A 22,542-nucleotide genomic window follows, 5' to 3' on the forward strand; every position below is an offset into this window, starting at 1 on the left:
TGATCAGTTCATCTAGAATGGCCTGCAACGCAGCTATATGCACTCTTCCAGTGCTTCTGAGAAAGCGTGCGGCCAGATTGTTGTCAGCTTGCGAATCATTGAGCTTGCTTAAGCTTTCCTAGTGCGCGTCAGGGTCAACCGCTATCCACGCTTTCGCACCGTTGTAGTCGTCGCCGCCTTCGGCCTTGAAGACCAAGCCGGTCATGTCTACAGCGTATGAACCTGGGCGTTCGCTTGCCGGATCACGCAGTTCGTTTTTCCAGCCGTAGACCTCACCTTCCCAAACCAGCACAACACCATCAGGGTGTTCTTTGTTGCCTGCTCGCCACTTGGTGGCAGTTGCGCGTAGCGCCTCGATCAGCTGCGTCATGGGGGATTTTTTCTTAGGCCTGAGTAAGTAGAAAACTGCCGTGGGGCGGCAGCGGATTCTGGTCTGGATCAGAACGAAACTCTCCTTCCCACTCCATACAAATTTTGTGAATGAAAAGAAGCAAATCAATCGTAATGCCACTGCTCAACACAATGTTGAAGGTCTCCCTGGTCTGCTCTGAACCTGCAATCACTCCATTCGGACCGAGACCCACCAGGTTCTCCGTAACGGCTGTAACCTCAGTCTTTTTCACAACAAGGTGCTTGGAAGCATTGGCTATGTCTGCGCACTCGCCAAACAAACCGCTCGCTTTTGCGCGCCAAGATTCGAAAAAGACGTGGTCTCCCGTTATCCCCTTTGATTTCAGTAACCAATCTCGAAGCGACGAGTTAGTCACACAAAAATTGAAGAGGTGGTCACCCATGGACTGCAAATCTGGCGCGTTCCACACCCGTCCAGCTTCGCGAAACAGCTTAAGCGCGATATCGCGTGGTGTTTTGAAAACAGGTATTTGCGTTTTCACTTTCATCACGTCATTTCCTATTCATTTCGACTTGCAGGTGGGCGCTCTATTTAGAGATCGCTCTTCACAACTCATTTCCTTCTAAAACTCGCACTGGTTTCCCAACCTCGCGCCCAATCGCAGCTAGGTGTCCCTTTTGACGGTCAACAATATGAAGCTCTACTATCCGGATCAACTTACGAAGTTCATACAGGCGATCAAAAGGAAAAGAAATTTTGTATTGCAGGTGAAGCATAAGCTCTCCTGGCGCGTCCTCTTCATGAACTGTCACCGATTCAAACTCGTTTTCGTCATTGTGCGCTACGTAGGTGTGGCGCAAATCCATAATTTTTTTGTGTTGTTCCAGGTACGCTGGCTCCGATTTAAAAATTGAGGACGCTTCGAGCTTGCTTCGCCCCTTCCCTACCTCCACAAAGCATTTCGCATACGAATTGAGTGCACTTTTGAAGTATCCCAAGAAGTCTAGGATCGCGAAGTATGAATTCCAGAGATGAGGGTGACCAAGCTCTTCTGCTTTGCTTATGTAGTAACTGGCTTCGTGAATCTGACGCATCAAATGGATCTGCCGATTGTAGTTGCTCAGCGCACTCATAGAGGCTTTTCCTCGAACTATTCACCTTAGGGCTTGAGCGCCTGCTGCTTGACTGCAGGCGGAGCAGCTTTCAATTTTTCGATGCCACTGAACATACCTGAGATCATCCAAGTTATCAGTACCGCAAAAATGAGGACTAGCAATGCTCCTTTGGATTGAACAGTCATTTGATGTTCCTACCTATTCCAGAGCGCTATAGCCGGTTAGGTCGGCTAACTCATTACGGACGGCCTGCAACGCGACCACATGTTTTTCCAGTACCTCCAGGGAAGCGTGCGGCGAGGTAGTTGCCAGCTTGCGAATCAGCGAGCTAGCTTTGGCTGAACTGTTCAAGGCCCGCTGCAGCAGGTCATCAATTTCCCGATTCATAAGCTTTCCCTTCAATCGGACCGGTAATGCCAACTTCACGCAAGGCTCCGGGCCTATGCCCGGCGCTGAAGTCCTCACTCGCCATCTAGTCTGCTCTTCGCACGGGCGCCTATTTATTCGTAAGCGCCTTTCCCGATTTCTTTTTTTAGCCAAAATAGACGCTTGATTTGTGGATGCTTCACTTGGAAGTCTGTCAGTTTTTGGTCGACTGCTTTTTTTGCTTCGAGCGCTTCCATATGGGGGCGCATATGTTCAGTTGCAGCAGCTTCGCCGTATTTCTTAACGCGCGCGTCCCAGCCTATGCCAGGCTCCACCGTCGCGCCTGCGGCCATAAGGGCCTCATAACCAGCATGGCTTGCTTTGCATAGCGCTTCATACTCAGAATACAACACTTTTCGTTCTTCTTTCGAATACAGTTCATCGAGAAGACCTATTAGTGCCATTACTGACAAAGGAGCCTTGACCGAGTCAATGGCCTTTAGCAGTTCTGTGTGACGACGTTCTTCGGGGGTCGTTTTATCGTTCATATCGGAGCCCATCCTTTAATAGTTACCCGGCTTTCGCCAGATGATGCAATCTGCGGACTTCTGAAAGGTGACAGAAGGATTGGCCTGCTCTTGCTGGCATCGAGCATCACGCTCCGCAAGTTGTTGAGCCTCGTCACGCTGGACGATATAAACAATGACCGCGAGCGCGATTACAGCAGCAATTACGATCAAAGGTTTCGCATTATTTGGCACGTACTTCATTGCAGCGCTGGACATATCGTCGTCCTTAATTGATATGAAAGCCGAGGAGCATCCTGGCCTTGCGGTGTGCCGGCCAACCCGGCATACCTTTACTGAGTGTACTGCGGGATTTCCTTGGTTATTCAAAGAGCGCTTGGACGCGGGCCAGCACATCGTCAATCACCACCTCTGAAGCCGACTCAATGCGCTTGGCTCCACGGGCCTCAAGATCAACGGTGCGAATTTGGTTACACAGAACAACCCCCTGCGTTTCGCTGCCTGATCCGCTCAACGGCACCGCGAAACCGGCGTACCGGGCAAAATCGCCGCCCTGCGTGATCGGCGCAATGACCGCGAGGCCAGATGCGTTATAAACCGCAGGTGTAAGGATCAGCGCCGGACGATAATCACCCTGCTGCTCGCGGCCAGCGGTTGGATTCAGGTTCAAGCGCACAATATCCGCCCGGTTGAATTTGGCCCGCTTCAAGCTTCACGCCCTACTGGCTGCATGGCGTTCCACTCGGCCAGTTCTGCGGGCTCCGGCGCATTCAAATCACACCTGGCCATCAGATCGGTTAGCCGATAATGCAGCTTGGCTTTAGCAGGCTTGAGCGTCATTACGTCTTCCGATGCATCAAGCATCAGCACGTCGCCGTTGGCCAGACTCATTTGCTTAAGTACCGCTGCAGGCAGGCGAATCGCTGCACTATTTCCCCACAGCTGAATTTTCACTTCCATAAATCACCTCACAATGTAGAAACATTGTATATACGCCCCGTAAAAAACGCCAGAGCTTCGTAGATACATTGTATCTACATTTTCAGCTCCTAAGCTCTTCGTATAGCGGCTTGATTGGCCGTCAAATAAGATTGAGCGGCCGGCTGCTCTTGGTGATATTTGCGCGTAGATACACCCGGCTTTTAACGCACCATTGGGATTTGGCACGCCAGCGATCACCAGAAAGGCCAGCCTGGAATCACGCATGCCGGTGGTGCGAGTGGCTCCGGCCTACGTCCAGACACGGATGGTTGCGGACCAAGTTCAAATTAGCCCTTGGCCTCAAGTGCGTTTTCAATATCAGCCAGGTCTTGGGCAGACGCCTGATCAAGCTGGCTCGATTCCTTATTGCGAGGTTTCGTTTCGGGCTCCGGCTCTGCTGGCAAAAGTTTCACAGAAAAGGGGGTGATTTGCAGATGCAGTTCAAACCGCTCCTGTATCTGTTGAAGCATTTCGTCTCGGTTCATACAGTCACTCTCGTTTTCATCTGGCGGACTATGCATCATCTGCAGCGCCGTATCACATCGCTACGACCATGCGATCAGCCGGATACTGACGCATGAACTCCATACTATCGCTAGCCGAGGCTTTCAACCAATCGCCATAAAGTCCCTTGGGAAGGATAACCACCATTCGTTTCTCATCTTCGGGTTTATGGTAGTTGCGCATGAAGGAATGGTCATCCGCGTTGATCGTGAGCATCGTGAAACTATGCAGGATCCTATCGGTACCCGGTTCATGCCATTTTTCCCACAGACCGGCAATTCCCATCAATTCCCCATCCGACCGGACTATACGCGTGGGAATCGGTTTGCCCGTTCGCCAGTCAGGCTCATAGATGGCCACTGCTGGAATAATACAGTGGCGGGCCTGACGCCAGGCGGTGCGATAAGATGGTTTCACACTCGCAGTCTCTGATCGGCAATTGTAGGTGTGCCGTACGATTTTGGTGTCTTTGCTCCAGGACGGGATCAGCCCGAACGAGCCTGCCAGTACTTCATTCGGCACCGGCGACTCTGCCTCGAGGTCGACGTGTTCCACGCCGCGGATGAATGGACCGGTGTAGCCTGGCCACAGATTCAGCTTGCCCTGTTCATAAGGTTCAACGCCGAAGGTTTCAACTACCCGCTGCGGCGCCGGTGCTTCGTAATGACTGCACATTTTGAAACTCCCTCAATCCTGACGCCTCAATTGGCATTTACCGTCCAGAGCTGATCAAGCCTGGTGGTGTAGTTCGGGCTCATCAACTCACGACGCATTGCCCAGGCCGGTGCAGCAGGCACCGCTGCAGCGCGCAGCGTTCCACGGCCCCATCGGCTGTTGATTTCATCGAGTACGCTCATCACCTTGTCCGCTGCAGCTGGTTGCGTGTGCGCGAACAGGTCGTCAGTGAATTCACCTGGTTGGCGAAGATCCATCAACAAAATCTCAGCCTTGCTGTATCGGAACCCTGGGCGGAACAGGCGTTCCACCGCCTGTGTTGCCGCCTTAGTGATTAAACGCACGTCATTGGTGGGATAGGGAAGCTCCACCAATACACCGTTAGCGTAACGAGCCTCTTCGGGGTTAAACATGCCGGTGCGAATGCTGACGCGGATCTTTTTGCACAGTGAATGCTGGGCTCTAAGTTTTTCCGAAGCCCGTTGCGCATAGGTAGCAACCGCTTCCTTGATTGGCTCAATTGTTTCCAGCCGTATGCCAAACATTCTGCTGCAGCAGATCTCCTGCTTTGCCGGTGCAGCTTCTTCCAGGGCTAAGCACGAGGTGCCGGCGAGTTCGCGCACGGTTTTTTCTAGAACGACGCTGAATTTGCGCCCGAGCAGGGCCGGGTCGGCCTTAGCCAGGTCCATTGCAGAGTGGATGCCCAAGGCATGCATGTGCGCCGTCATGCGGCGGCCAATACCCCATACTTCCTCCACTGCGGTGTTACGCAGAGCCCAATCGCGTTTGAAGGGATCGCACAGATCCACCACGCCACCAGTTTGCGCCTGCAGGCGTTTGGCCGTGTGGTTGGCGAGTTTTGCCAGGGTTTTCGTGTGGGCAATGCCCACGCCAACTGGAATACCCGTGTACTTCAGGACCTTGGCTCGTATTTGCCGCCCAAAAGTTGTGAGGTCGCCGGGCATGCCGGTCAGGTCACAAAAAATCTCGTCGATGTAAAGGAAAGATTGTGAACTATGGACATAGCCACAGAGCAGTCATGGTCTGCTGTTGACTCTGATCTCTGATGTCCATACTTCACCTCCATTTTCCCGCGAAAAATCTAGGGGGTGCCCATACGTCATTGCATTGATCCAACCCTCTATTAGCTGCATCGCGTTTGACCTTTTTTCAGCTGACGTCCCTAAGCACTTGCGCATATGCGTAATCGCATGGACTTGACCGGTTGTTTGCATTTACTTGACCAGCACACTGGTTAGCCTTGACCGGCAGAAATCGGCCATGGCAGCCCCACAAATGTATTGTCAACAGCCTTGCAGAAGCGCGAAGGAGCCCCCATTTATCGTGCGAGCCATTCCAGGCCGATCAGGTTTATACATAAGGACATCATGGATCACTTTTCCCCGAAGACTGTAGACCCAACAATAGCGCTGGAATGTGTGTTTCGCTGCGTACTGGAACACATCTATGGAACCGGCTGGGGTGGGGCCTGCCATTCAAGCTCCGCGATGCTAAGCATCCTGCTCAAAGAGCATGGGATTGATTCGGAAATCATGATTGGTGAAGTCTTCTGTGATGGCTACCGGTTTGATCATTCCTGGGTAGTGGTCCAGGGGCAAATTTTCGATGCAGCTGTTGCGCTTCCTCAGGCTGGGGGAATTAAGCTTGGTGGCCCAGTCTTCGCTGGCTTCGACATCGAGACCCATGAGCCTACCAGGCTGCAATATGGCATAGGGTTACCGGGTGGATTGGGGCCAGTGGAGGAGCTAATTGCCTCTCAGACCATCGGCGAATACTTCGCCTATTCAGACGAAGTGGCTCGGGATGATGCTGATTTCAATGATCAACCTGTGCCGCCAGCGCTATGGAATCGTGTTGCGGTGGTCGGACTAGCATGCGGCGTTTTAAAGTCAGCAGCAGAGCTTTTAGAAACTCATTCACACATTGAGCGCACTGTCGTTTCGCTCCAGTTGCTTTGATCCTAGAAAATGGAGTGTAGGGTTATTTTTCCTAGCCTTAATGTCTGCTCCAAACCGATTGCTGTAATCCGTGACGGGCAGCTTTGGGTCGTTTTCTGACTCTCACGACGGGCAGAAAACGGCCAATTGCTGTCGATCACACCCGCAGAGTTACCACCCGGCAGCTACCACTTGCCACGGCGGGAGCCTACCGCTCGGCTCTTGCTTCAAGTAGGTCAGGCAATCATTTGTCTATGGCCATCCAGCTAGAACTTCCTGTGTAAAGACTGCGCTTCGCGGCAAGATCCCGCTCGCCACGACATTTTCCAAGGTGGTCGTCGGATCGGCGACAAAGAACGTTAGTACCAGCCCCCGCTGGGCGCGAGTGCAGCAGACGTAAAGCAGTCGCAGCGTTCGGCTCCAAGTGTTTTCATCACCGCCTAGTGCTCGTGCACGATCTGCAGCACGGGCCTCAGCGCTCGCGAAGACACGTTCGTAGTTGTACGTTCGGTAGTCGCTTTCTTCCTCGTCCATCACCACCATGACGCGTTCGAACTGCGCTCCCTTCACACCGTGCTGTGTAGCATAGGGAGACCCTTCTGAGACATAGCGCTCATAGGGCCAAAGCTCTTGTGCAGAGCACTTGAAGAACTTGGCCATTGCCGCATCTGAGGATAGTCCTTCGGCCGGAACTGCATCAGCAGCCTCGGGCTCCTGGGCAGCGTCTGCAACATCCCTGACAAATCCGAGAACACGCGCATAGCGATCGTCGAACTCGAAAAGACCCGTGTCACAGAGATGGAGTGCTATGTCACCAATGGTGGTCCCTGCCTCGTCCAGCATGGCGACAAGTCTAGACATAGCAGCGTGCAGTTCTCGCAATACAGCCGCGGCACGTCGGCCGGTAAGAGCCCCTGGCGCCAGACGCGGGCTGAACTTCCGGAGCAGGTTCATCGCCGCGAACTCGTTGCCGGCCTTCACGGCGGCAACGATCGGTAGCGCAAAACTTAGGAACGGTCGAACGGGCCAGCCGGTGCCATCCTGCATCCCCTGCTTCATGCCCTCCGATGTCTTATCGTTCAGCGCCGAGTAGATGCCACCGAAGCCGAGCCGGTTTGCGGCCATGCGGTGCACGATGACAAGAATCTTGAGCGCGATGTCTGGGGTCGTCCAACCCTCGTCGTTGTTCGTCGCCGCACTCCACGCCCGGACTCTCGCCAGGGCCTCAATTCGGTTCAGCGTGTTCGGCAGGATGAACATCCGGGCCGAGCCCTCCACCGGCTTGAGTTCTCCATCAACCCTTTCGTGCAGCCCGCGGACTTGCTCCATGCCGTCGCCCTGCGCACGCACGGCGTTGGCAACGTCAAGGATCTGCTTGGCACAGCGAAAATTCTCTGGTTTCGTGATGGCCCGCCAATGGTCCTCAAGCGGGATGTCCCCCGCCCCTCTCATGAAAATCGCTTGCATCGGGTCGCCAAAAAAACCGAGACAGAACTTGCGCCGCATCTGGGCTTCCACTTCCTTGAAGGACTTCACTACGCTCAGGAACGTGTCCTGACTCTCGTCAATGAACACAAACGGGAAGTTCAGCGCTACGACCCGTCGGAACAGCGGGCGATTTTGCAGCAGGAAATCGGCGAGCTGAAGGATGTCCTCGTGGCCGAGGACGCCCTTCGCGTAGTCACTGCCCACGCCGTAGTTGAAAGTCTTGACGCCAGCAATAGCCTCCAGGCTTCGGGCATAACGCTCTTGGTCAGCCTTGTTCCTGTCGCGTGTAGTCTGCCGGACACGCGAGCTGTAGTTCTTGAATTCTTCTTCCAGTTCGGTGATCCGCCTGCGGATGTCGTTCTGTAGCCAAACCTTAATGTCCGCCTGAAACGTCTTGGTAATAGACCAGTAGAAGCTGTGGATGGTCGAGACATGAACCAGCGGGTCGTCGTTGACATCCGCCAAGATTTCTTTGGCGGCGAGGTCCGTATATGTGATGCAGGCGACCTTCTGCTTCTTCGCCCGCATGCTGGCGCCGTGCTCTGAGATCACCCAGTCCAGCGCCTTGATAAGGGAGGTGGTCTTGCCGGAACCTGCGCCGGCGCGGACCACGAACGGCTGCGGGGGGGTCTCGGTAATACACGCGTGGATCTCGCGGTCGGCGCCGGTGTCTGGGCTATCAATTCGTCTGCTCATGTCGTCTGCCCCGCGCCTGCAATAACGGCGACAACACCGGCTGCAGTCGGCTCAATTGTCGCGACCTCGTTGGCAATAGCCGCGTCCGCCTCAATCTCGTGGGCCACTTTGGTTTCGAGCCAGGCTAAGCCCTCGGCGATGTACGTGGGGACTTTCCAGCAGTTGAGCGGCCCGCTTGCGAGGACCTCCAGCGCAAAGCGAGTCTTGTCGAAGTTCTTGCCGATCACCCTTTCGTGCAACTTCTCAGCCAGTTCTTCAGGGCTGTTTGGTGCGCGCTTCAGCTTGAGTCCGACCGCCCGGTTAGCCTCAGCCTGACACCAGTCGGAGTTCTCAAGACCGAAGGCCTCCTCAAGCGTGCGGCCGCAGAGCTGCGAGGTCGTGGCGCCCACCGTCACCAAAACCTTGGTTTGATAGGCCACCCGAACCTCAGCGCTGGTCCCCTCGGCAAGCGACAGCGTTTTTTGCTCCGCCGTGACTTCCCAGAGTTCGGCAACCAACCGCTTCTTAGGGATCCAACTGATAAGGGTTTGGTTGGACGTGAACGCACCCTCCACGTGAGCATGGCAGGTGCTGCCACGCTTCTTGGACTTCTTCTTTCCGCCCGGTGCTGCTTCGTCGTCGTCTTCGAGCTCGAAGGGCTTCAGGTCGTCTTCCTCGTTATCTCCGTCGACGGCACCGGCTCCTGTGTCTTGCTCGGCGGCATTCTCGGCATCCGTCTTGACCGCTACGCTGTCCAGATCCGTGATGACCAGCGTAGTAAGTCCAACGAAGGCAATCAATTCCTGGAACCGATGCGCGAACGCGCCACCGACTTCAAGGATGGTTAGGGCGGAGGAACGCAGGCGCTTGGCCGCCGTCTCGATCATGGCTGGCAAGAGCAGGCGCTCGACATTGCCCTCCACCAGGATGACAGCATCGGAAAAGAAGAGATCGCAGTGTGTCAGTTTCAGATACCGCTGCAAGAATTCGCGCGCTGGAGCGTCGGCCGCGCCCGTCTTGAAGAGCGAAAGATTCCTTACCTCGGTGTTATGGTCCAACTGGTCGCTAACACGGCGAAAGTACCTGATGGGAGAGAATCCGCGCTCATAGAGAATGTGCGGGGAGTGCGTGGTGACAACGAGCTGCGTGTGGAAAAACGTTGCGTGATCGTTGGCATCCTCAAGGAGGCGCAAAACATTCCTGATGAAGACCTGCTGGATCTGAGCGTGCAGATGCGCCTCAGGCTCCTCGATGAAGACCAGATGCAGTGGCGCTCGCTTGTCTTCCTCGGCTTTCCACTGCTCGTGCAGGTCGAGGAGTTCAACCACCATATAGACTAAGTTCTTGAACCCCAGGCCATTGTAGCTGTCGGGCAGTTGCGCGGTGATCGCACCAGGAACCACGTAGTGAACCTTGGAATCCTGCCCCAGGACGGTGGTCGGATCCAAGGCCGCCCGAATCACGATCTCGGGGTTGTTGACGCCTGGATAGCCGAGTTTGGCGAGGCGCTTGAGAGTGTCGCTGAAGACTTCCTTCAGGTGGAAGTTCAGTTCTTTCTCCGAGGTATCGAGCGCTTTGAGCGCTGCATGGTCGTCGCCACGTTTCTCCAGATTGCGGTGATAGAAACGGCTCAGACGCCGCGACAAGCTCTCGGCGCGGTCGGAGCTGCCAGCATCCGGGTCATCGAGGTGCCGCTGCGCGCGCAGGAAGTCCACCCTCACCAGAGACTTGAGAATCGCCGCGCCACCCGGTTCCTTGCCTAGGGGCAGCGGCGCATAATCAACTTCCTTTGGCTGATAGCCGACAAATGCGCGCTCATCGAGCACGTAGTAGCGGAACGTATATTCTTTGCTCAGTTCCTTTGTGAGGTACTTCGTCAGACTTTCCGGCCAGGGCTTGTACTCGCCGGGATCCGCTACCACCGCCGCCGCATTTTCCGCACCTGCCTCCGCGCCTACACTGCGTCTGGCCACCAGTGCGTTCGCAGCGTTGTTGGCCTTTTCATGCAGTTCGTGGAACTTCCGGACGAGTGCATGGGCGTCCTGAGGCTCGAACGCCACCCGGATCCCGACGCACTTACCGTCCCACTCCGTGCTCGGAAGAAGCGACATTGCAGTGGCGAGGTCGTCTTCACCGACCCGGAACCAGAGATCCAAAAGAATGGACGGCAACTGCTTGGGCGCGTCCTCATCGCCTGGAGGCGTCCTGCCGATGGCGTCGATCTCGGCCCACAACGCCGCGCTGAAGTCGAAGAGTTCGAACTTCTTCGCTTCGCCACGGAGCATCGAGTACAGGCCTTGTACGGCAGACGTCTTGCCGCTGTTGTTGGCGCCAACGAAGATGGAAATCTCATCGTCAAGCTCAATGACGACGTCGCGCAGTCGGCGATAGTTCTGCAGCCGATATGCCTGTAGCTTCATGATCACCTCTTCCTAAGTGTGGCCGGGACAACTTGGTGCTGAGCACACAGGCCGGCTGCTTTCCTTTGAGCGTTCGTGAATCTAACAGCATCTATGTTCGGATGCCGAGAGGAAACTTATATAGCGCACGCCATGCTAAACCTCCAGTCAGCACATCAACGTCGAAATAACGACGACCTTACCCATACATACATCACTTCACGTATCGTAGCAGCGGCGATTTTGAGGCCATGCCAATCAAGAAGAAGTAGGAGACAATGATGAAAAGCAACGAGTTACCAACAGAAATATCTTGCGAGGTCGACCTTACGCTGACCTATGGTATTGCCCCTGGTCTCGGCCGTCAGGCGAAGTACTCGGCCCAGCCGATTTTGATCTGTCGAGAACTAGCCAAAAAAACGAGCGTCCAGGTGGCTAACTTAGGTGTGGATTTGCTGAAATCGCCTGCTATCAGTCATGCGCAAATTATTCTACCAGACGGAACATTGCTGTCTGGAGCTGTAACCAAAATCAGCCCCTGCGGCACCTACTTTGAGATGATTGAGGATAAGGGTGTGAATCGCCCCTAGTTTCGTAGACGCCATCACGCTTCAAGGAAGGGTTGCTAACTTTGCGTAACTGTCCGCTTTTGGCCGATTGTGTTGAAAAAGTCGGTTTGTCCAAAGCGCTCGGATACAGATAGATAAAACACCTGTTTTGCGTGCTGCTACGTGAAATCCGAGTCGTGAACCTTCTGCCAAAAACACAGATTTCAATCTCGGGTGCGAACTTTTCTACAGTGGAAACCGAAGCCGACTTTTTCAACACAATCGGCCAACTTCTGCCGGTGAAAGACTCCTAGCGTGCTGGTCAAGTCCAACGCATCCGCCTGGTCAGGTCGAATGCAATTGACTGGTCAGTGGCATTGCAAACGGGTGGTCAAGTGGAATGCAATTACGCACGCATACACAGCAACTCCTAGGTCAGAATCCATCCTTGGGTATGGGGGGCTTGGGTGGACCTGGTGCGACTAATTCCAGCTAGAGGGTTTTAACCTCACTTTGCACACGCCACCGTGTAACTACGATTTGAGTCACGCCCACACCGAGACATTTTTGAAACGCGCTATCGCTGGCAAGAGATGGGGATCGAGTCGTCCTGCGAGCTCTTCGGACCGAGGAGCCCAGAGGTTTGCGTGGAGTCGCATTGGAAGATGTGGAATTGGAGTGGGGTCCCAGCCTACACGCTCATGCACGACATGGCCGTCCACTGACCATGTGATACGGTCCGGTCGCCAGTCAACCGTGTAGACATGGAAGTCCGAAGTAGCATCGAAGCCGAGGTCGATACGGCAAGGCGAACCCCTATAGCCGAAGTTCATTGTTGCGTCATCGTCACCTGGGTTGAAGTAGACGTTTACCAGCATGCTTCGAGGATCATCTCCTGCCAGTTCTACATCAATCTCTTGCCTCGGTGCATCTCGGTGAAGGAAAAAACCAGTGATGAGGCCAGATCCGCTGGCGGCTTTTATCTCAGCCTCAAAGCGACCGTATCCGAACAGTCGTTTTGACGCGAAGGCTCCCGAACGGTACTGCCTGGTTCCATTGGCAACCTTGCTGACGATGAGATGGGCACCGTCCTTATCATGAACGAGAGCATCCTGCGAAAACGAGACCAAATTCCCCGGAAAAGTCTCGATGAGCGCGGAAAAAGACGAGGTCGCTGTAGTCATTTCGGAGAAAACGAGCAGCTCCTCTACAGGTGTTATGGGGCGATTCGAGGGTACTTTCGGCTGCCACCCATATTTTGCCGAGAGGACCCAAGGTGACTCATCTAGCAAAGAAATCTGCTGGGGATGCGACGGGGCAATCCGGTGCGCGCCGTCCTCTCTACCGACTCGAAACATTCTCAGGCTCCGTGGTGTTCCAACCGGGAAAGACTGCACGGGCTCGGTGAGTCTGAGAAGACTGCAGATCGGTTCCCACAATCCACTCTCTGACTCGTCATACGACAGAATCGCGGTGCGCGAAGGCGGTAGAGCCCCCTGCCGTGTCTCGCACCGAAACACTGCCTTCGCTTCCATAAGAAATCTTACGTCAGTCCTTGCGGTCATGGCTTCCATGGCCTCCGGCGTTAGTGGAGCGTCAACGAGAGCGTCGAACATCTCGAAAAGCTCCAACAAGTCTTGCGGTCGAATTGCGTCTTCATCACCATCGAACACCCGCACTCGCAACCCCAACATCGACAAAGCCATTGCGAGCGGTTCATGCTCACCGCGGGTGGTCCAGGCCAACACCGACAACGCCCCCGCCCGTTCGGGTGCCATAGGGCCCGAGCCTGCATCAACAATCCCCGCTCGCGCTAGGTAAGGAAGCACGGAATAGGAATTGTCCGAGCCGCTGTCCTGTCGCTGTAATATCACAGGCGAGGAGAGGGCGAGTGCACCGAGCTCACCAAAGCGATAGTTTAACCACATGTCCACAGGGCCAATAACGGGCATTGCCCGTAGCAGCGCTGCCGCACCCTCACGCGACAAGATGTAGCCGGAGAGAAACCAAAGTCCCCGCACCGGTCGGAAAAGAGCATCGCAGAGGTCAACACGTTCTGCTGTTCCCCCGGCATCTTCATAGGACAGATACAACAAACGCGGACCTCCTTCTGCCCAACAGTGTTGAATGGCGGCACGCCAGCCACAGGAGATTGCTGCCGCTGCACCTGTTGTGAACCAAACGTCGTCCTCGAGCACCAGCACATAATTGTCTGCCCCGCATGCGATGGTCTTCCAAACCTCCACGTGCGACCTCGCTACAGCAATTTCCTGCCGCGTCATTTTTATCGGCTCGTTGATGGGAAAGCACTCCTCAAGCCTTGCATCCGGCTGGACGTATAGTTGGTCACCAATGCGGTATGTCGAGTCGACATCGGCAGTTGCGGCGACGGCGCGGCCGTCGCGAGCATCCACTGCCGCGAATCGTCGAGCTATAGAGGCAAGGGAAACATCGTCGGCCGTGCGGAACCGCCTGAGTTCTCGGACTACACGCCGCCATCTCCGCGGTTGCCGGTCAAGGTTGATGATTAAAATCGAGTTGATCAGTCCTTCGCCCGTACCAAAAGCCGAGATTTTCCCACCCGGAAAAATGCTAGCAATGGCACGTAGCAACCGAAATGCTATCCCACGCAATATGCCCGAGGCGTCCCTAAGATTCATCGAAACTTCCTACTCCAGATAGCCTCAATGGGAGTCCATGTTGCGCCAGTTGCGGGCGTCGTTACGGTAGGAAAGGTCCCAACGTGTTTGCGCAATTGACTCCCAGTCATTTAACAATTCGAAGTCGAGAGGTGCCCCCCTAATAATCAGATCACGTGCGTGCGCGGCTAAAGAAGCGGTGATATTTCCGGGACCAGTCGTCTCTTGGATCTCTGGGAAACGAGCTTTGCCTAAAAGCTTCTCGGTCGAGCGAGACAGCGCTCGCTTCAGTACGGGGTGATGGGCTGGCGCAGCTATTGGATCGTTGTTGACATAAAAGATGCGTTCGTCTGTCGGCAGATCACTTCGCCAGATCTCTGACGCTGGCACCATGCTGCTAGATGGGATGTCGTAGCAAAGCGGCTGGACCTTAAGCGCGCTGTCATGGAAAAGGTCTCTCCAGTTGTCTCCAAGCAGTACGTCATCTGCATCGACATAAAGTCCACCTTCTGCAACCAAGACGCACATCCGCAAATAGTCGCAGCGCATTGCCGGATGGCGACATCGGGCGAATGCCTCTTGCTCCGACTTTCCATACCACTCAGTAATGTACTCGGCAGCGGATACGTCGTTAAACATCCGGAATGCAAAACCCTCCGCGCTTAGCCTCTTCCAACTGTTAATACAGGCTTGAACGTCTTCCGGCACATCATGCGGATCGTGCCAGTACTGTACGAGTGTCTTCGGAATACTCGAAGCCAGGTTCGATCCGGTAACATTCGAAGTTGCCGAGCGGTTCAGCTGATGCAGCGTGAGGTTTCGGATAAAGGCGGATCGCAGACGATCGTCCTCCTCGAATCCCAGTGGGTATGAATCCATAATGTTCGCTTACTCAGTAAGGGGCATACATCGGATTGGAGCGTCCGACTGATGCCCCTTCCGGCGTGACGCGTGGCGCAACTACCGCTAGTCTTCGCCCAGTTAGCGGGTCGTCAAAACTGAAGAGTCCGCGACCGCCTTGTATGCTTGATATCGCTGGGAAACCTTTAGCAGATATGCCCGCCCTTCAACCACGAACCCGTCCAATCCGTGCTCAACGCAGTAGGCATCGAGATCAGCAATGTTGTTGATGAAGCCTTTCCCGTTGAAATTTAGGGACGTGTTACACAACACTCCGTACCCAGTGCGATTTTTAAACGCAACAAGCAAGTCATAAAGTCTTTTGTTGGTTTTAGAGGTGACGGTCTGGATACGGGCCGTCCCGTTCACATGCGTGACGGCTGCTAGAGCTTTCGTCGTTGCACGATGAGTGAAAAGCATGTGCGGACTTTCGTGTGTGCATCCGAACCATCTCTCAGCATCATCCTGGAGGCATACAGGTGCAATCGGACGGAACTGTTCGCGCTGCTTGATCTCGTTCAGTCGGATTCGAGTGCTATCTCGGAACGGGGCAGCCAAGATGGACCTGTTGCCAAGTGCGCGTGGGCCGATCTCGTATCGGCCGCTTACCCATCCGAGGATGAGGTCGCTCGCCAGCATATCGGCGATTGCAGCGGAATCGACATTTCGGATGTCATATCTATCAGCATTGAATGCGCCGAGCGTACCAAACGCCAACCCAGCATAGACATCCCATTCGATCTTAGGATTACCAGTAAAGCGGAACTGCGCATCGACGGCCGTGCCTATGGCGGAGCCAGAATCGTTGGCGACCGGAGGCACGAATATCTCCGAAAAAAGATCAGTCTCCTTCCATTTCGTGTTCCAGTCGCAATTCAACCCGCATCCACCGGAAATAACTAGTGGAAGCTTCTTTTTCAAATGTTTTTTCGCGAACCGATAGAAGATATCGAATATCGCATCGCTATAAATTCCTGCAAAGTTTCTAAACTCATGGTCTTCCAGGCCGACATTGAAGTGAGGCGCGCTTTCAATGCCCTCGTAAGAGTCGAGTGCTTGGTACGGGCCACTTAATAGAAAATTAAGCAACTTCTTCTCTTCAACGGAAGGCGTGCTCCGATTCGAATATGATGCCAGCGCCATGAGTTTCCCCGCATCTGAGTTCCGGGGATACGCTCCATTTTTTGGAAAGGTCGGATCGGCTAGGCCATAGAGCAGACCGTATCGATTACCCGGCTGACCTAGAACGTCGGCAACCAGTGTGATGTTCAGTTCTGAATCAATCTCGTAAAAAGCACCGATGCCGCCCTCCCACACTAAGGCATAGCAAGGAGTTCCTTTTGGGAAAGCAGACATGCCAAAGGCGCAAAGTAAGTGTGCGCGCTCGTGTGAGGATGAAAAGTACTTCACATCTCGTTTTAGGAAACGTCTTTGGCTTACGATGACATCGTTATCGGATACACCACGATATCCGACATTCGTTTTGGAGCCATATAGATACTCATCATGATCACGAGGCCACCACCCCCCGGCACAAATGACATCAGGGATGTCTTCTAGCTCACCGATCGCATCCAAAACATCCGGAATAGCAAGTGATGAATACCGATAGTTCGAATTTTTTTCCGCTTCGATAGACATTATCAAATGTCCATCTTGAAGCAGTACAATGGCGCCATCATGGCCCGGGTTATACGAGAGAATTTTCACGCGGTGGCAATCCCGTCATCCATAAACACCTACTTGCATGATGGCGCTCCCTCTCTGTTGAGGTGAGCGCTCCATGCACCCTTTATGCAGCAGCGTAGGACCGTACCACAATTTTAGTTATGCCAACTCTCCTAACATCGCGATGTGGTCACTAGTCAAGCTTGAGGTACACCCCCCTAAGCGCTGTTATCTCAAAGCTTTCTCGACCCGCGCGGATCCAACGAAATTATATTTGACGCAGGCAACTGCCGCTCAAGCTCAGCGATACGGTCATACAGCTCAACGATTTTTGCATCTGCTTCGCTCAATAAGCTTGCGAGTTGATCGCGCTGCCGGACAACTTGCTCAATCCGATCACGCAGGGCGCGGCTTTTCTGCCGAGCGAGAAGATTTACCTTGTTCAACGAAGGAGGTCGCTCCTCCGCATGTTGTTCCACGTAGGTCTTTATCTCTGCGATGAGACTCGGGAAACGTGATTTCTTAAGCGCCGACGGGTCGCTCCCGGCCTCTTTGGCCACGTTGTTCTGAGTGACCGGTGTCCCCTTAGGTAGAAGCTGTGGCCTATTGAGTTTCAGGCGCTCAAAAGCATCACGATATTGATCCGCCGCGCTGCGGCGAGCAGGGAGTTTAACGTCCATCTGCGCTCCTTACGACACGACGAAAGCTTTCTACGCTTCGCTGTTGAGCCATTAACGATTCCATTAGCGGACTCCCATCCTGAGCAGTAGCAAGCCGTTCTTTGAGTACATGTTCAAGATCATCCAACGTACCCAATCTTTCTGAGTCATACAGCACATCAGGGCAAGGTTTTGCATCCACTGAATCACCGCCGCCGCAATGGGCAATGTTGTCAATTCCGCCGTACGGACAAGGCTCTCGACTCGCACAAACGCCAAGAATGATCGGGCGACAGGCGACTGCGCCTTTCTTTGCCAAACCAATCATCTTCTTCGCATCCTCTGGCGAAATCAGCCGAACAATCTCAGCCTTTCGTTTGTCTCCATGGGGACTGATAAAACGCTCACTCGTAAGCTGCTGTAACTCTCTCCCAAGCGTCTCGTACATTGTGCGAACGTACAGAGTGTGAGCCTTTTCCTCTAGACGCATCCGCGAGTGATTTTGTCCGTAGTAAAGGCTCATCGCTCGTGTGACGTGCTTGAGCTGGTACTGAAGCGAAGCATCACTTACGAGCCCGGAAGCTTGCATGTTCACTGCCCCAGTTCTACGCAGCTGATGCCAAGCCAACGGCCACACAGCGCCCGCTTGATACTCCTCCGGCAATGAAGGGGTAGCTAGCCGGGCTAATTTCAAATCCTCAGTCGTGATACGCAAACGTTCTAAGTCGAAGAGCTTCCCGTACCGCCCCAAAAAGTCGGAATATGACTGGATGCTCGGCCTCAGTGAGTGATTACCTTTATTGCGCAACGAACTCCAGGGCTCGTAAGAAAAATCGGTCAAGTAACGCCCGGCGAGAACTCTCTCGGCTTCGTGAGGTGCGTGTAGTGAGCGAAACAGAGAAATAACCTCCATCGCCTTCACGGCGACCGCCACAGATGGGGATGTGACCCAAATGGCGTCCCTATCAGAGAGCGTTTTTGTCGTCTGCCCACGTAACAAAAAAATGTCACCGAAGCTCTTGTCGTGCTCGATGTCAAGGCACCCGGCTCGAAGATTCCATGCTTCCTCGACCCGCATGAGACTGAAGTTAAGGATGTAAGCCAATCCCACGCCGTTGACCAGTTTCAGATAGCTAGTCAGCGCTCTTACTTGCAAGTCACCACTGCGCCCTACCCAACGTTCAAGTAGCTCAAAGATGCCGAAGCGTTTCGCGGTATCCGCAAACGCGCCGAGAAAACGAAGCCCCGTTTTAGTGCCTGACAACTGCATGTTATAGCCGCAAAAAGGCGGGGCATTTACGCACGCCGTTCTCTCCGAAACCCTCTGGTTATGTTCGTAAGCCGCGAAGCAGAACCGGTAACAAGCTTCAACCTGTTCTCGATGGGATAGGAAGTTATCAAGGCACTCTCGCAGCCTAGTCACTTGATAGCGCCAAATGCGTGGAGGAATGTAAGGTGTTTGAGTTGTATGGTGAGTTGGAAAAAGCGCAGCCAGGCGGGTTAGAGAGCCTGGATCCAGCAGCGTAAACCCTACGGAATCTCTGGACGCGTAAAGCTCATGCATTAACGAAAGAAACTCGGTTTTTCTTGAGCTAGAAAGAAAGGCAGGTATCCGTTGGCATACGCTTGGAAAATGGCTTAGTTCGCTGGCAAGGATTCCTGCCTCTTCGCAAAGAACAAACAGCCGTCGCATCTGATCGAAACGCGTTTTAAGAGATCTGTAGCCACGAGCGCCGTACGGCCCGTATAGCCACCAGCCTGTGATGACTCGAAGCAAATTTGCGTTCGTTGAGCTGATTGGCGCCGCTGATTTTTTAGCTGGTCCATCACCAAAATTCAGGGTCACTGCCTTCTTGGCCCATGGATCAAGCCTCCAAATTGGATCGCCCCAGCGGCTTACGACGTTACCCAGCGCATCAATTACGACTGGCCAATCAGGCGGCGGAGGCCAGCTCTCTGGACGGTAATTCGATGCCCCAGGAACGGCGAGAGGCGACTCGATAGAAAGCCCTAATGTCGAGAGCATATTCATAGGGAAAGCCCCGCTGTAACTTCCGCAAGTCGAATAAATCCGTCCCAAGCTGGGTGATAGTCCTCCTCAGCTATGCGAGCCAGTGCCTCTTCAACCCATAGCCGACGCACCTCGCTACTTTCATGAAAGAACCGTAGCTTCGCACTCAGACGCTCGACCGCAAGCATCGCTGGATGATCAGCCTCTTCAGATCTGTCCGTGCACGCCGGACGATACCTAACTAGCTCCAAGCTCTTGAGCATTCGCAAACTACTTAGAGACCAGACGTGATCCTCGCTTTCAATATCCCGATGATTGACGCAGAAAAGGCAACCCGCTGCATTAATACAATCGGGATCAGGAGCATTAGTTGGAGCATCCACGACCGATTCTGGAACCGGCGCCACACAAGTACCTGGAGCAGGCGAGCAAACGACGGGATCTGTTTGCCGGTGAAATCGACTGATTTCAATCATAGCAATTTGCGGATTGGGCTCGGCGTAAACACGAATCAAAGTTTCAGCGGTGTGCTGTGCGATTTCTGCCACAAGTTCGGGGCGTTGCGACTCACGTAACAGCCAGTTGATACGCGCACCCCGGAGCTTACGAGGCCGAACGAATTGAATACCGGAATATGTGCAGAGGCGCGTGATAGCTGTGAACTGGGGAGCTTCTAGAACGAGACGTCCCCCAAGACGGACGAGAGGGAAAAGAAGTCCCTCTAGATCGTCTGGAAACCACGTGTTTCGCCACTCGATGTAGCGTTCGAACCACTGCTTGTAGCTTGAGAACACTTCAAACAGCACTTCACCCTGGCGGCGCTTTTTGTAAGACCTGACTTGGTAACCGTCAAGATGACTCGTGTAATGGTATTGGTCGATTCGAAGCTGATGCGCCTGTGACAAATTCATGCCAGTTTGTGCTATGAACATAAGCAGTTCGGCTTCAATTCGTAGGTTCACTGCCGGGTATCGAGTCTCGATTGAAACGTCAGAGTTCCGAAGTTCGCGGTTTCGTAGGATGTCCGCAATCTGGAATTTGGTTCGAGGTCGAATCCCTCGTGACGCATCCTTCTCTGTATCGCGCAGGCGGCACCAGATAGGTAGCGTGGAACCCGACCGCAATTCTACTTGGATGGGAAGTGGCCCCGTCACGACTTCATAGGTAAGGGCCATACAGAGGTCGGCAATGAATTGACCGAATAAAAAGCTATCTTCTAAGCTTTGCTTACCAGTACTCCCATTACCTGCCCTTCCGTTGCCTCTTGGTTTGCGAATTCGGGTGCTGTAGAGAAGCGTCGAGCTTCGACCCAGAACTCGGTCGAGCATTGTCGCGGTTAAACTTGCCGTGTCGTATAACGATCCGGCGGTTAGATATTCTTCCACGCGGTGACGCTGTAGAAGATGCTCAGCCCACCCCAGGTATGCTTCCGCGACCGAATCAACACTCAACGGACGCCCGCGTTGATCCACCCACTGAAAAAACTTCCTCAACGCACCGATCTTGTTATTCGCCGAAAAGCGGCTTCCTCCGCCGGCAAGATCATCGGTCAAACAATCATGGAGCCCTTTCACAAGTTCTACCCGCTCCAGCAAGGGATCACCCAAAGCACCTGATGTGATTTCACTGCGTACAGTCTTCACTTTTGCCTTAGCACCACCGTTGTATAAAAGTGGTGCCATATCCCAGGGCGTCTGATTTTTCGCGTACTCAAGCATTGGAAACGTCAGGTCTGAAAACGTCAGATTATTCATCGCTTGCTCCCTGCATTGAAGAAATCCCTGTAAACGCAGTCATGAAGCTGTTCGCAATGGCCTGCTTAGCAGGTGCGGCTTGCACAAATTTGATGTATTTGAAGGTGGTAGCCTCCGAATTTCGACCGTGAAGCAATGCATTGCTGACAGTAGCAATCACTATCGCCACATCAGTGCAATTTGCTAAAGCGAGCCTAGCTAACTCAGTTCCAAAGGTGCATCGGGATTGGTGGAAGCGAAACTTCCTGAGCGTTTTGATGCCCGACGCGATGCCTAATTTTCTAAGCGATGACATCTCAACGTTTATGGCCGAAGATTGATCACTGTTGCGACGTCCAAAAGGGTTTCCGAAACGTGTCAAGAACACCAAGTCTTGATGCTCGCCAGCAGCAAGTGCCTCGCGAGTCAACCTGCGAAGACCCTTGGCGTACTCCAAGACTTCTGAACACAAAGCTTCGGGAATCCATACCTGGCCAGTTACTCCAAATTTGGTATGCACGGGCGGGGACGCACCTGGCCCTACGGATAGCAGAAGCAGACCTTTAGCAGACGGATCATGTAGGGCACGCTCCAACGTATCGATACGAAGGTCACAGATCGTTCCCAGTCGCATACCCGTGAAGAAACCTAAAGCCAACATCAGGTAAAGCTCGGGTGAGGCGCTCTGTTTTGCGAAATCAAGAATGGTGTCTCGATCAACCGCAGAGACTGGAAATAGCCCACCTTCCAAAGTGACCCCAATGCGTTTTCGGTTTGGAATACCAAGATCGGTGGTGGTGCCAGCTAGCGTCCGCTCGAAGCCGACCTGGTCAAAGTATTTGATGAAATAGCGCTTGTCTTTCCACAGCGGCAATAACGGGCTTAGAAGGCCACGCCTCCTAACCCACCTGTAGAAACTGATGCAATTACGCATGTATTCGGAGGCCGTAGCGGGACTGATATGACCAGCATCGCGAGCCTTGATAAGCGCCCCACGGTACTGAACAAGACATCGATCAGCCTTTCGAGACGGAAACTCAAACCACTGAAGCCCGCGACTCTCCAAAAACTTCGCGTAGTTCAACAGCCCATTCAGGTTGCTAGAAACGGTCTTAAGGAGTGCCTCACCATTGGTGACTCTCTCCATAGCCCAGAGATTGGCTTCTCTCCAAGGCAAGCCGTCTTCCCAGAATATTTGTGGTAGACCTTCGATCACTACACGGGAGCTATTCAGCGAGTAGGTAATCAGGCGGTCTTTGACAGAAAGGTCATGCGGACTGAAGTGAATGTGTTCGACGGTAGGCAAGTGGAATCTCTGTAAGAGCAAGCGTCAATGTCCATGGG

At 53.7% G+C, this 22,542-nt stretch carries 22 protein-coding genes and 1 pseudogene; 2 read left to right on the forward strand and 21 right to left on the reverse strand.

Annotated features, from left to right (window positions below; translation table 11 throughout):
- Positions 1–118: 118 nt before the first annotated feature.
- The 12 genes and pseudogenes from BOP96_RS02055 to BOP96_RS02105 form a co-directional block, all read right to left on the reverse strand.
- The gene (locus BOP96_RS02055) at positions 119–370 is read right to left on the reverse strand and encodes a hypothetical protein (protein ID WP_057710720.1); all 252 of its coding nucleotides are present in this window, start codon (positions 368–370) and stop codon (positions 119–121) included.
- 13 nt (positions 371–383) lie between these two features.
- Complete coding sequence (locus BOP96_RS02060) at positions 384–899, reverse strand: hypothetical protein (RefSeq protein ID WP_060765363.1); 516 nt, start codon at positions 897–899, stop codon at positions 384–386.
- Between the two features lie 58 nt (positions 900–957).
- Entirely contained in the window at positions 958–1,485 is a 528-nt protein-coding gene (locus BOP96_RS02065; RefSeq protein ID WP_060765364.1) for a hypothetical protein, read from the reverse strand.
- Positions 1,486–1,511: 26 nt separating this feature from the next.
- Positions 1,512–1,652, reverse strand: a complete 141-nt coding sequence (locus tag BOP96_RS30005; RefSeq protein WP_155717078.1) for a hypothetical protein — start codon at positions 1,650–1,652, stop codon at positions 1,512–1,514.
- A 13-nt stretch (positions 1,653–1,665) separates the two neighbouring features.
- Complete coding sequence (locus tag BOP96_RS02070; protein ID WP_060765365.1) at positions 1,666–1,854, reverse strand: hypothetical protein; 189 nt, start codon at positions 1,852–1,854, stop codon at positions 1,666–1,668.
- Between the two features lie 113 nt (positions 1,855–1,967).
- On the reverse strand, positions 1,968–2,381 hold the full coding sequence (locus BOP96_RS02075) for a hypothetical protein (RefSeq protein ID WP_060765366.1): 414 nt from the start codon (positions 2,379–2,381) through the stop codon (positions 1,968–1,970).
- 15 nt (positions 2,382–2,396) lie between these two features.
- Positions 2,397–2,618, reverse strand: coding sequence for a hypothetical protein (locus BOP96_RS02080; protein WP_060765367.1), 222 nt, complete (start codon positions 2,616–2,618; stop codon positions 2,397–2,399).
- Positions 2,619–2,721: 103 nt separating this feature from the next.
- Positions 2,722–3,069, reverse strand: a complete 348-nt coding sequence (locus BOP96_RS02085; protein WP_060765368.1) for a type II toxin-antitoxin system ChpB family toxin — start codon at positions 3,067–3,069, stop codon at positions 2,722–2,724.
- Positions 3,066–3,320: an AbrB/MazE/SpoVT family DNA-binding domain-containing protein gene (locus tag BOP96_RS02090; protein ID WP_060765369.1), complete on the reverse strand. Its 255-nt coding sequence runs from the start codon at positions 3,318–3,320 to the stop codon at positions 3,066–3,068. The genes BOP96_RS02085 and BOP96_RS02090 overlap by 4 nt, the downstream gene beginning before the upstream one ends.
- Before the next feature lie 308 nt (positions 3,321–3,628).
- Entirely contained in the window at positions 3,629–3,826 is a 198-nt protein-coding gene (locus BOP96_RS02095; RefSeq protein WP_060765370.1) for a hypothetical protein, read from the reverse strand.
- A 52-nt stretch (positions 3,827–3,878) separates the two neighbouring features.
- Complete coding sequence (locus tag BOP96_RS02100) at positions 3,879–4,520, reverse strand: SOS response-associated peptidase (protein ID WP_060765371.1); 642 nt, start codon at positions 4,518–4,520, stop codon at positions 3,879–3,881.
- Positions 4,521–4,546: 26 nt separating this feature from the next.
- Positions 4,547–5,515, reverse strand: a pseudogene (locus BOP96_RS02105) (DUF4113 domain-containing protein); the annotation flags it as partial.
- Positions 5,516–5,908: 393 nt separating this feature from the next.
- Here BOP96_RS02105 and BOP96_RS02110 point away from each other — a divergent pair.
- Positions 5,909–6,499 carry a hypothetical protein gene (locus tag BOP96_RS02110; RefSeq protein ID WP_096143128.1) on the forward strand — a complete coding sequence of 197 codons (591 nt, stop codon included), beginning with the start codon at positions 5,909–5,911 and terminating at the stop codon, positions 6,497–6,499.
- Between the two features lie 231 nt (positions 6,500–6,730).
- On the opposite strand, the gene BOP96_RS02115 is transcribed toward BOP96_RS02110, so the two are convergent.
- Together BOP96_RS02115 and BOP96_RS02120 are read right to left on the reverse strand one after the other, a co-directional pair.
- A complete protein-coding gene (locus tag BOP96_RS02115) occupies positions 6,731–8,662 on the reverse strand; it encodes a UvrD-helicase domain-containing protein (RefSeq protein WP_060765374.1) in 1,932 nt (643 codons plus the stop codon).
- Positions 8,659–11,061 carry an AAA family ATPase gene (locus BOP96_RS02120; protein ID WP_060765375.1) on the reverse strand — a complete coding sequence of 801 codons (2,403 nt, stop codon included), beginning with the start codon at positions 11,059–11,061 and terminating at the stop codon, positions 8,659–8,661. The genes BOP96_RS02115 and BOP96_RS02120 overlap by 4 nt, the downstream gene beginning before the upstream one ends.
- 260 nt (positions 11,062–11,321) lie before the next feature.
- Between BOP96_RS02120 and BOP96_RS02125 the strand changes: the two genes are divergently transcribed.
- The gene (locus tag BOP96_RS02125; protein ID WP_060765376.1) at positions 11,322–11,630 is read left to right on the forward strand and encodes a hypothetical protein; all 309 of its coding nucleotides are present in this window, start codon (positions 11,322–11,324) and stop codon (positions 11,628–11,630) included.
- A 503-nt stretch (positions 11,631–12,133) separates the two neighbouring features.
- Here BOP96_RS02125 and BOP96_RS02130 read toward each other — a convergent pair.
- The 7 genes from BOP96_RS02130 to BOP96_RS02160 form a co-directional block, all read right to left on the reverse strand.
- The gene (locus BOP96_RS02130; RefSeq protein ID WP_060765377.1) at positions 12,134–14,248 is read right to left on the reverse strand and encodes a family 16 glycosylhydrolase; all 2,115 of its coding nucleotides are present in this window, start codon (positions 14,246–14,248) and stop codon (positions 12,134–12,136) included.
- Between the two features lie 24 nt (positions 14,249–14,272).
- On the reverse strand, positions 14,273–15,106 hold the full coding sequence (locus BOP96_RS02135; RefSeq protein WP_060765378.1) for a glycosyltransferase family 32 protein: 834 nt from the start codon (positions 15,104–15,106) through the stop codon (positions 14,273–14,275).
- Between the two features lie 102 nt (positions 15,107–15,208).
- Positions 15,209–16,768, reverse strand: coding sequence for a carbamoyltransferase C-terminal domain-containing protein (locus BOP96_RS02140; RefSeq protein ID WP_196492182.1), 1,560 nt, complete (start codon positions 16,766–16,768; stop codon positions 15,209–15,211).
- Positions 16,769–17,028: 260 nt separating this feature from the next.
- Entirely contained in the window at positions 17,029–17,475 is a 447-nt protein-coding gene (locus BOP96_RS02145) for a hypothetical protein (RefSeq protein WP_060765380.1), read from the reverse strand.
- Positions 17,465–19,486, reverse strand: coding sequence for a hypothetical protein (locus BOP96_RS30375; RefSeq protein WP_230957525.1), 2,022 nt, complete (start codon positions 19,484–19,486; stop codon positions 17,465–17,467). The genes BOP96_RS02145 and BOP96_RS30375 overlap by 11 nt, the downstream gene beginning before the upstream one ends.
- Positions 19,483–21,219, reverse strand: a complete 1,737-nt coding sequence (locus BOP96_RS02155) for a hypothetical protein (RefSeq protein WP_060766619.1) — start codon at positions 21,217–21,219, stop codon at positions 19,483–19,485. Before BOP96_RS02155 ends, BOP96_RS30375 begins: the two co-directional genes overlap by 4 nt.
- Positions 21,212–22,525: a site-specific integrase gene (locus tag BOP96_RS02160; RefSeq protein ID WP_060766620.1), complete on the reverse strand. Its 1,314-nt coding sequence runs from the start codon at positions 22,523–22,525 to the stop codon at positions 21,212–21,214. The genes BOP96_RS02155 and BOP96_RS02160 overlap by 8 nt, the downstream gene beginning before the upstream one ends.
- Positions 22,526–22,542 lie beyond the last annotated feature (17 nt).

This window comes from Pseudomonas sp. FSL W5-0203 (assembly GCF_001896155.1).
GTDB classification, from domain to species: domain Bacteria; phylum Pseudomonadota; class Gammaproteobacteria; order Pseudomonadales; family Pseudomonadaceae; genus Aquipseudomonas; species Aquipseudomonas paracarnis.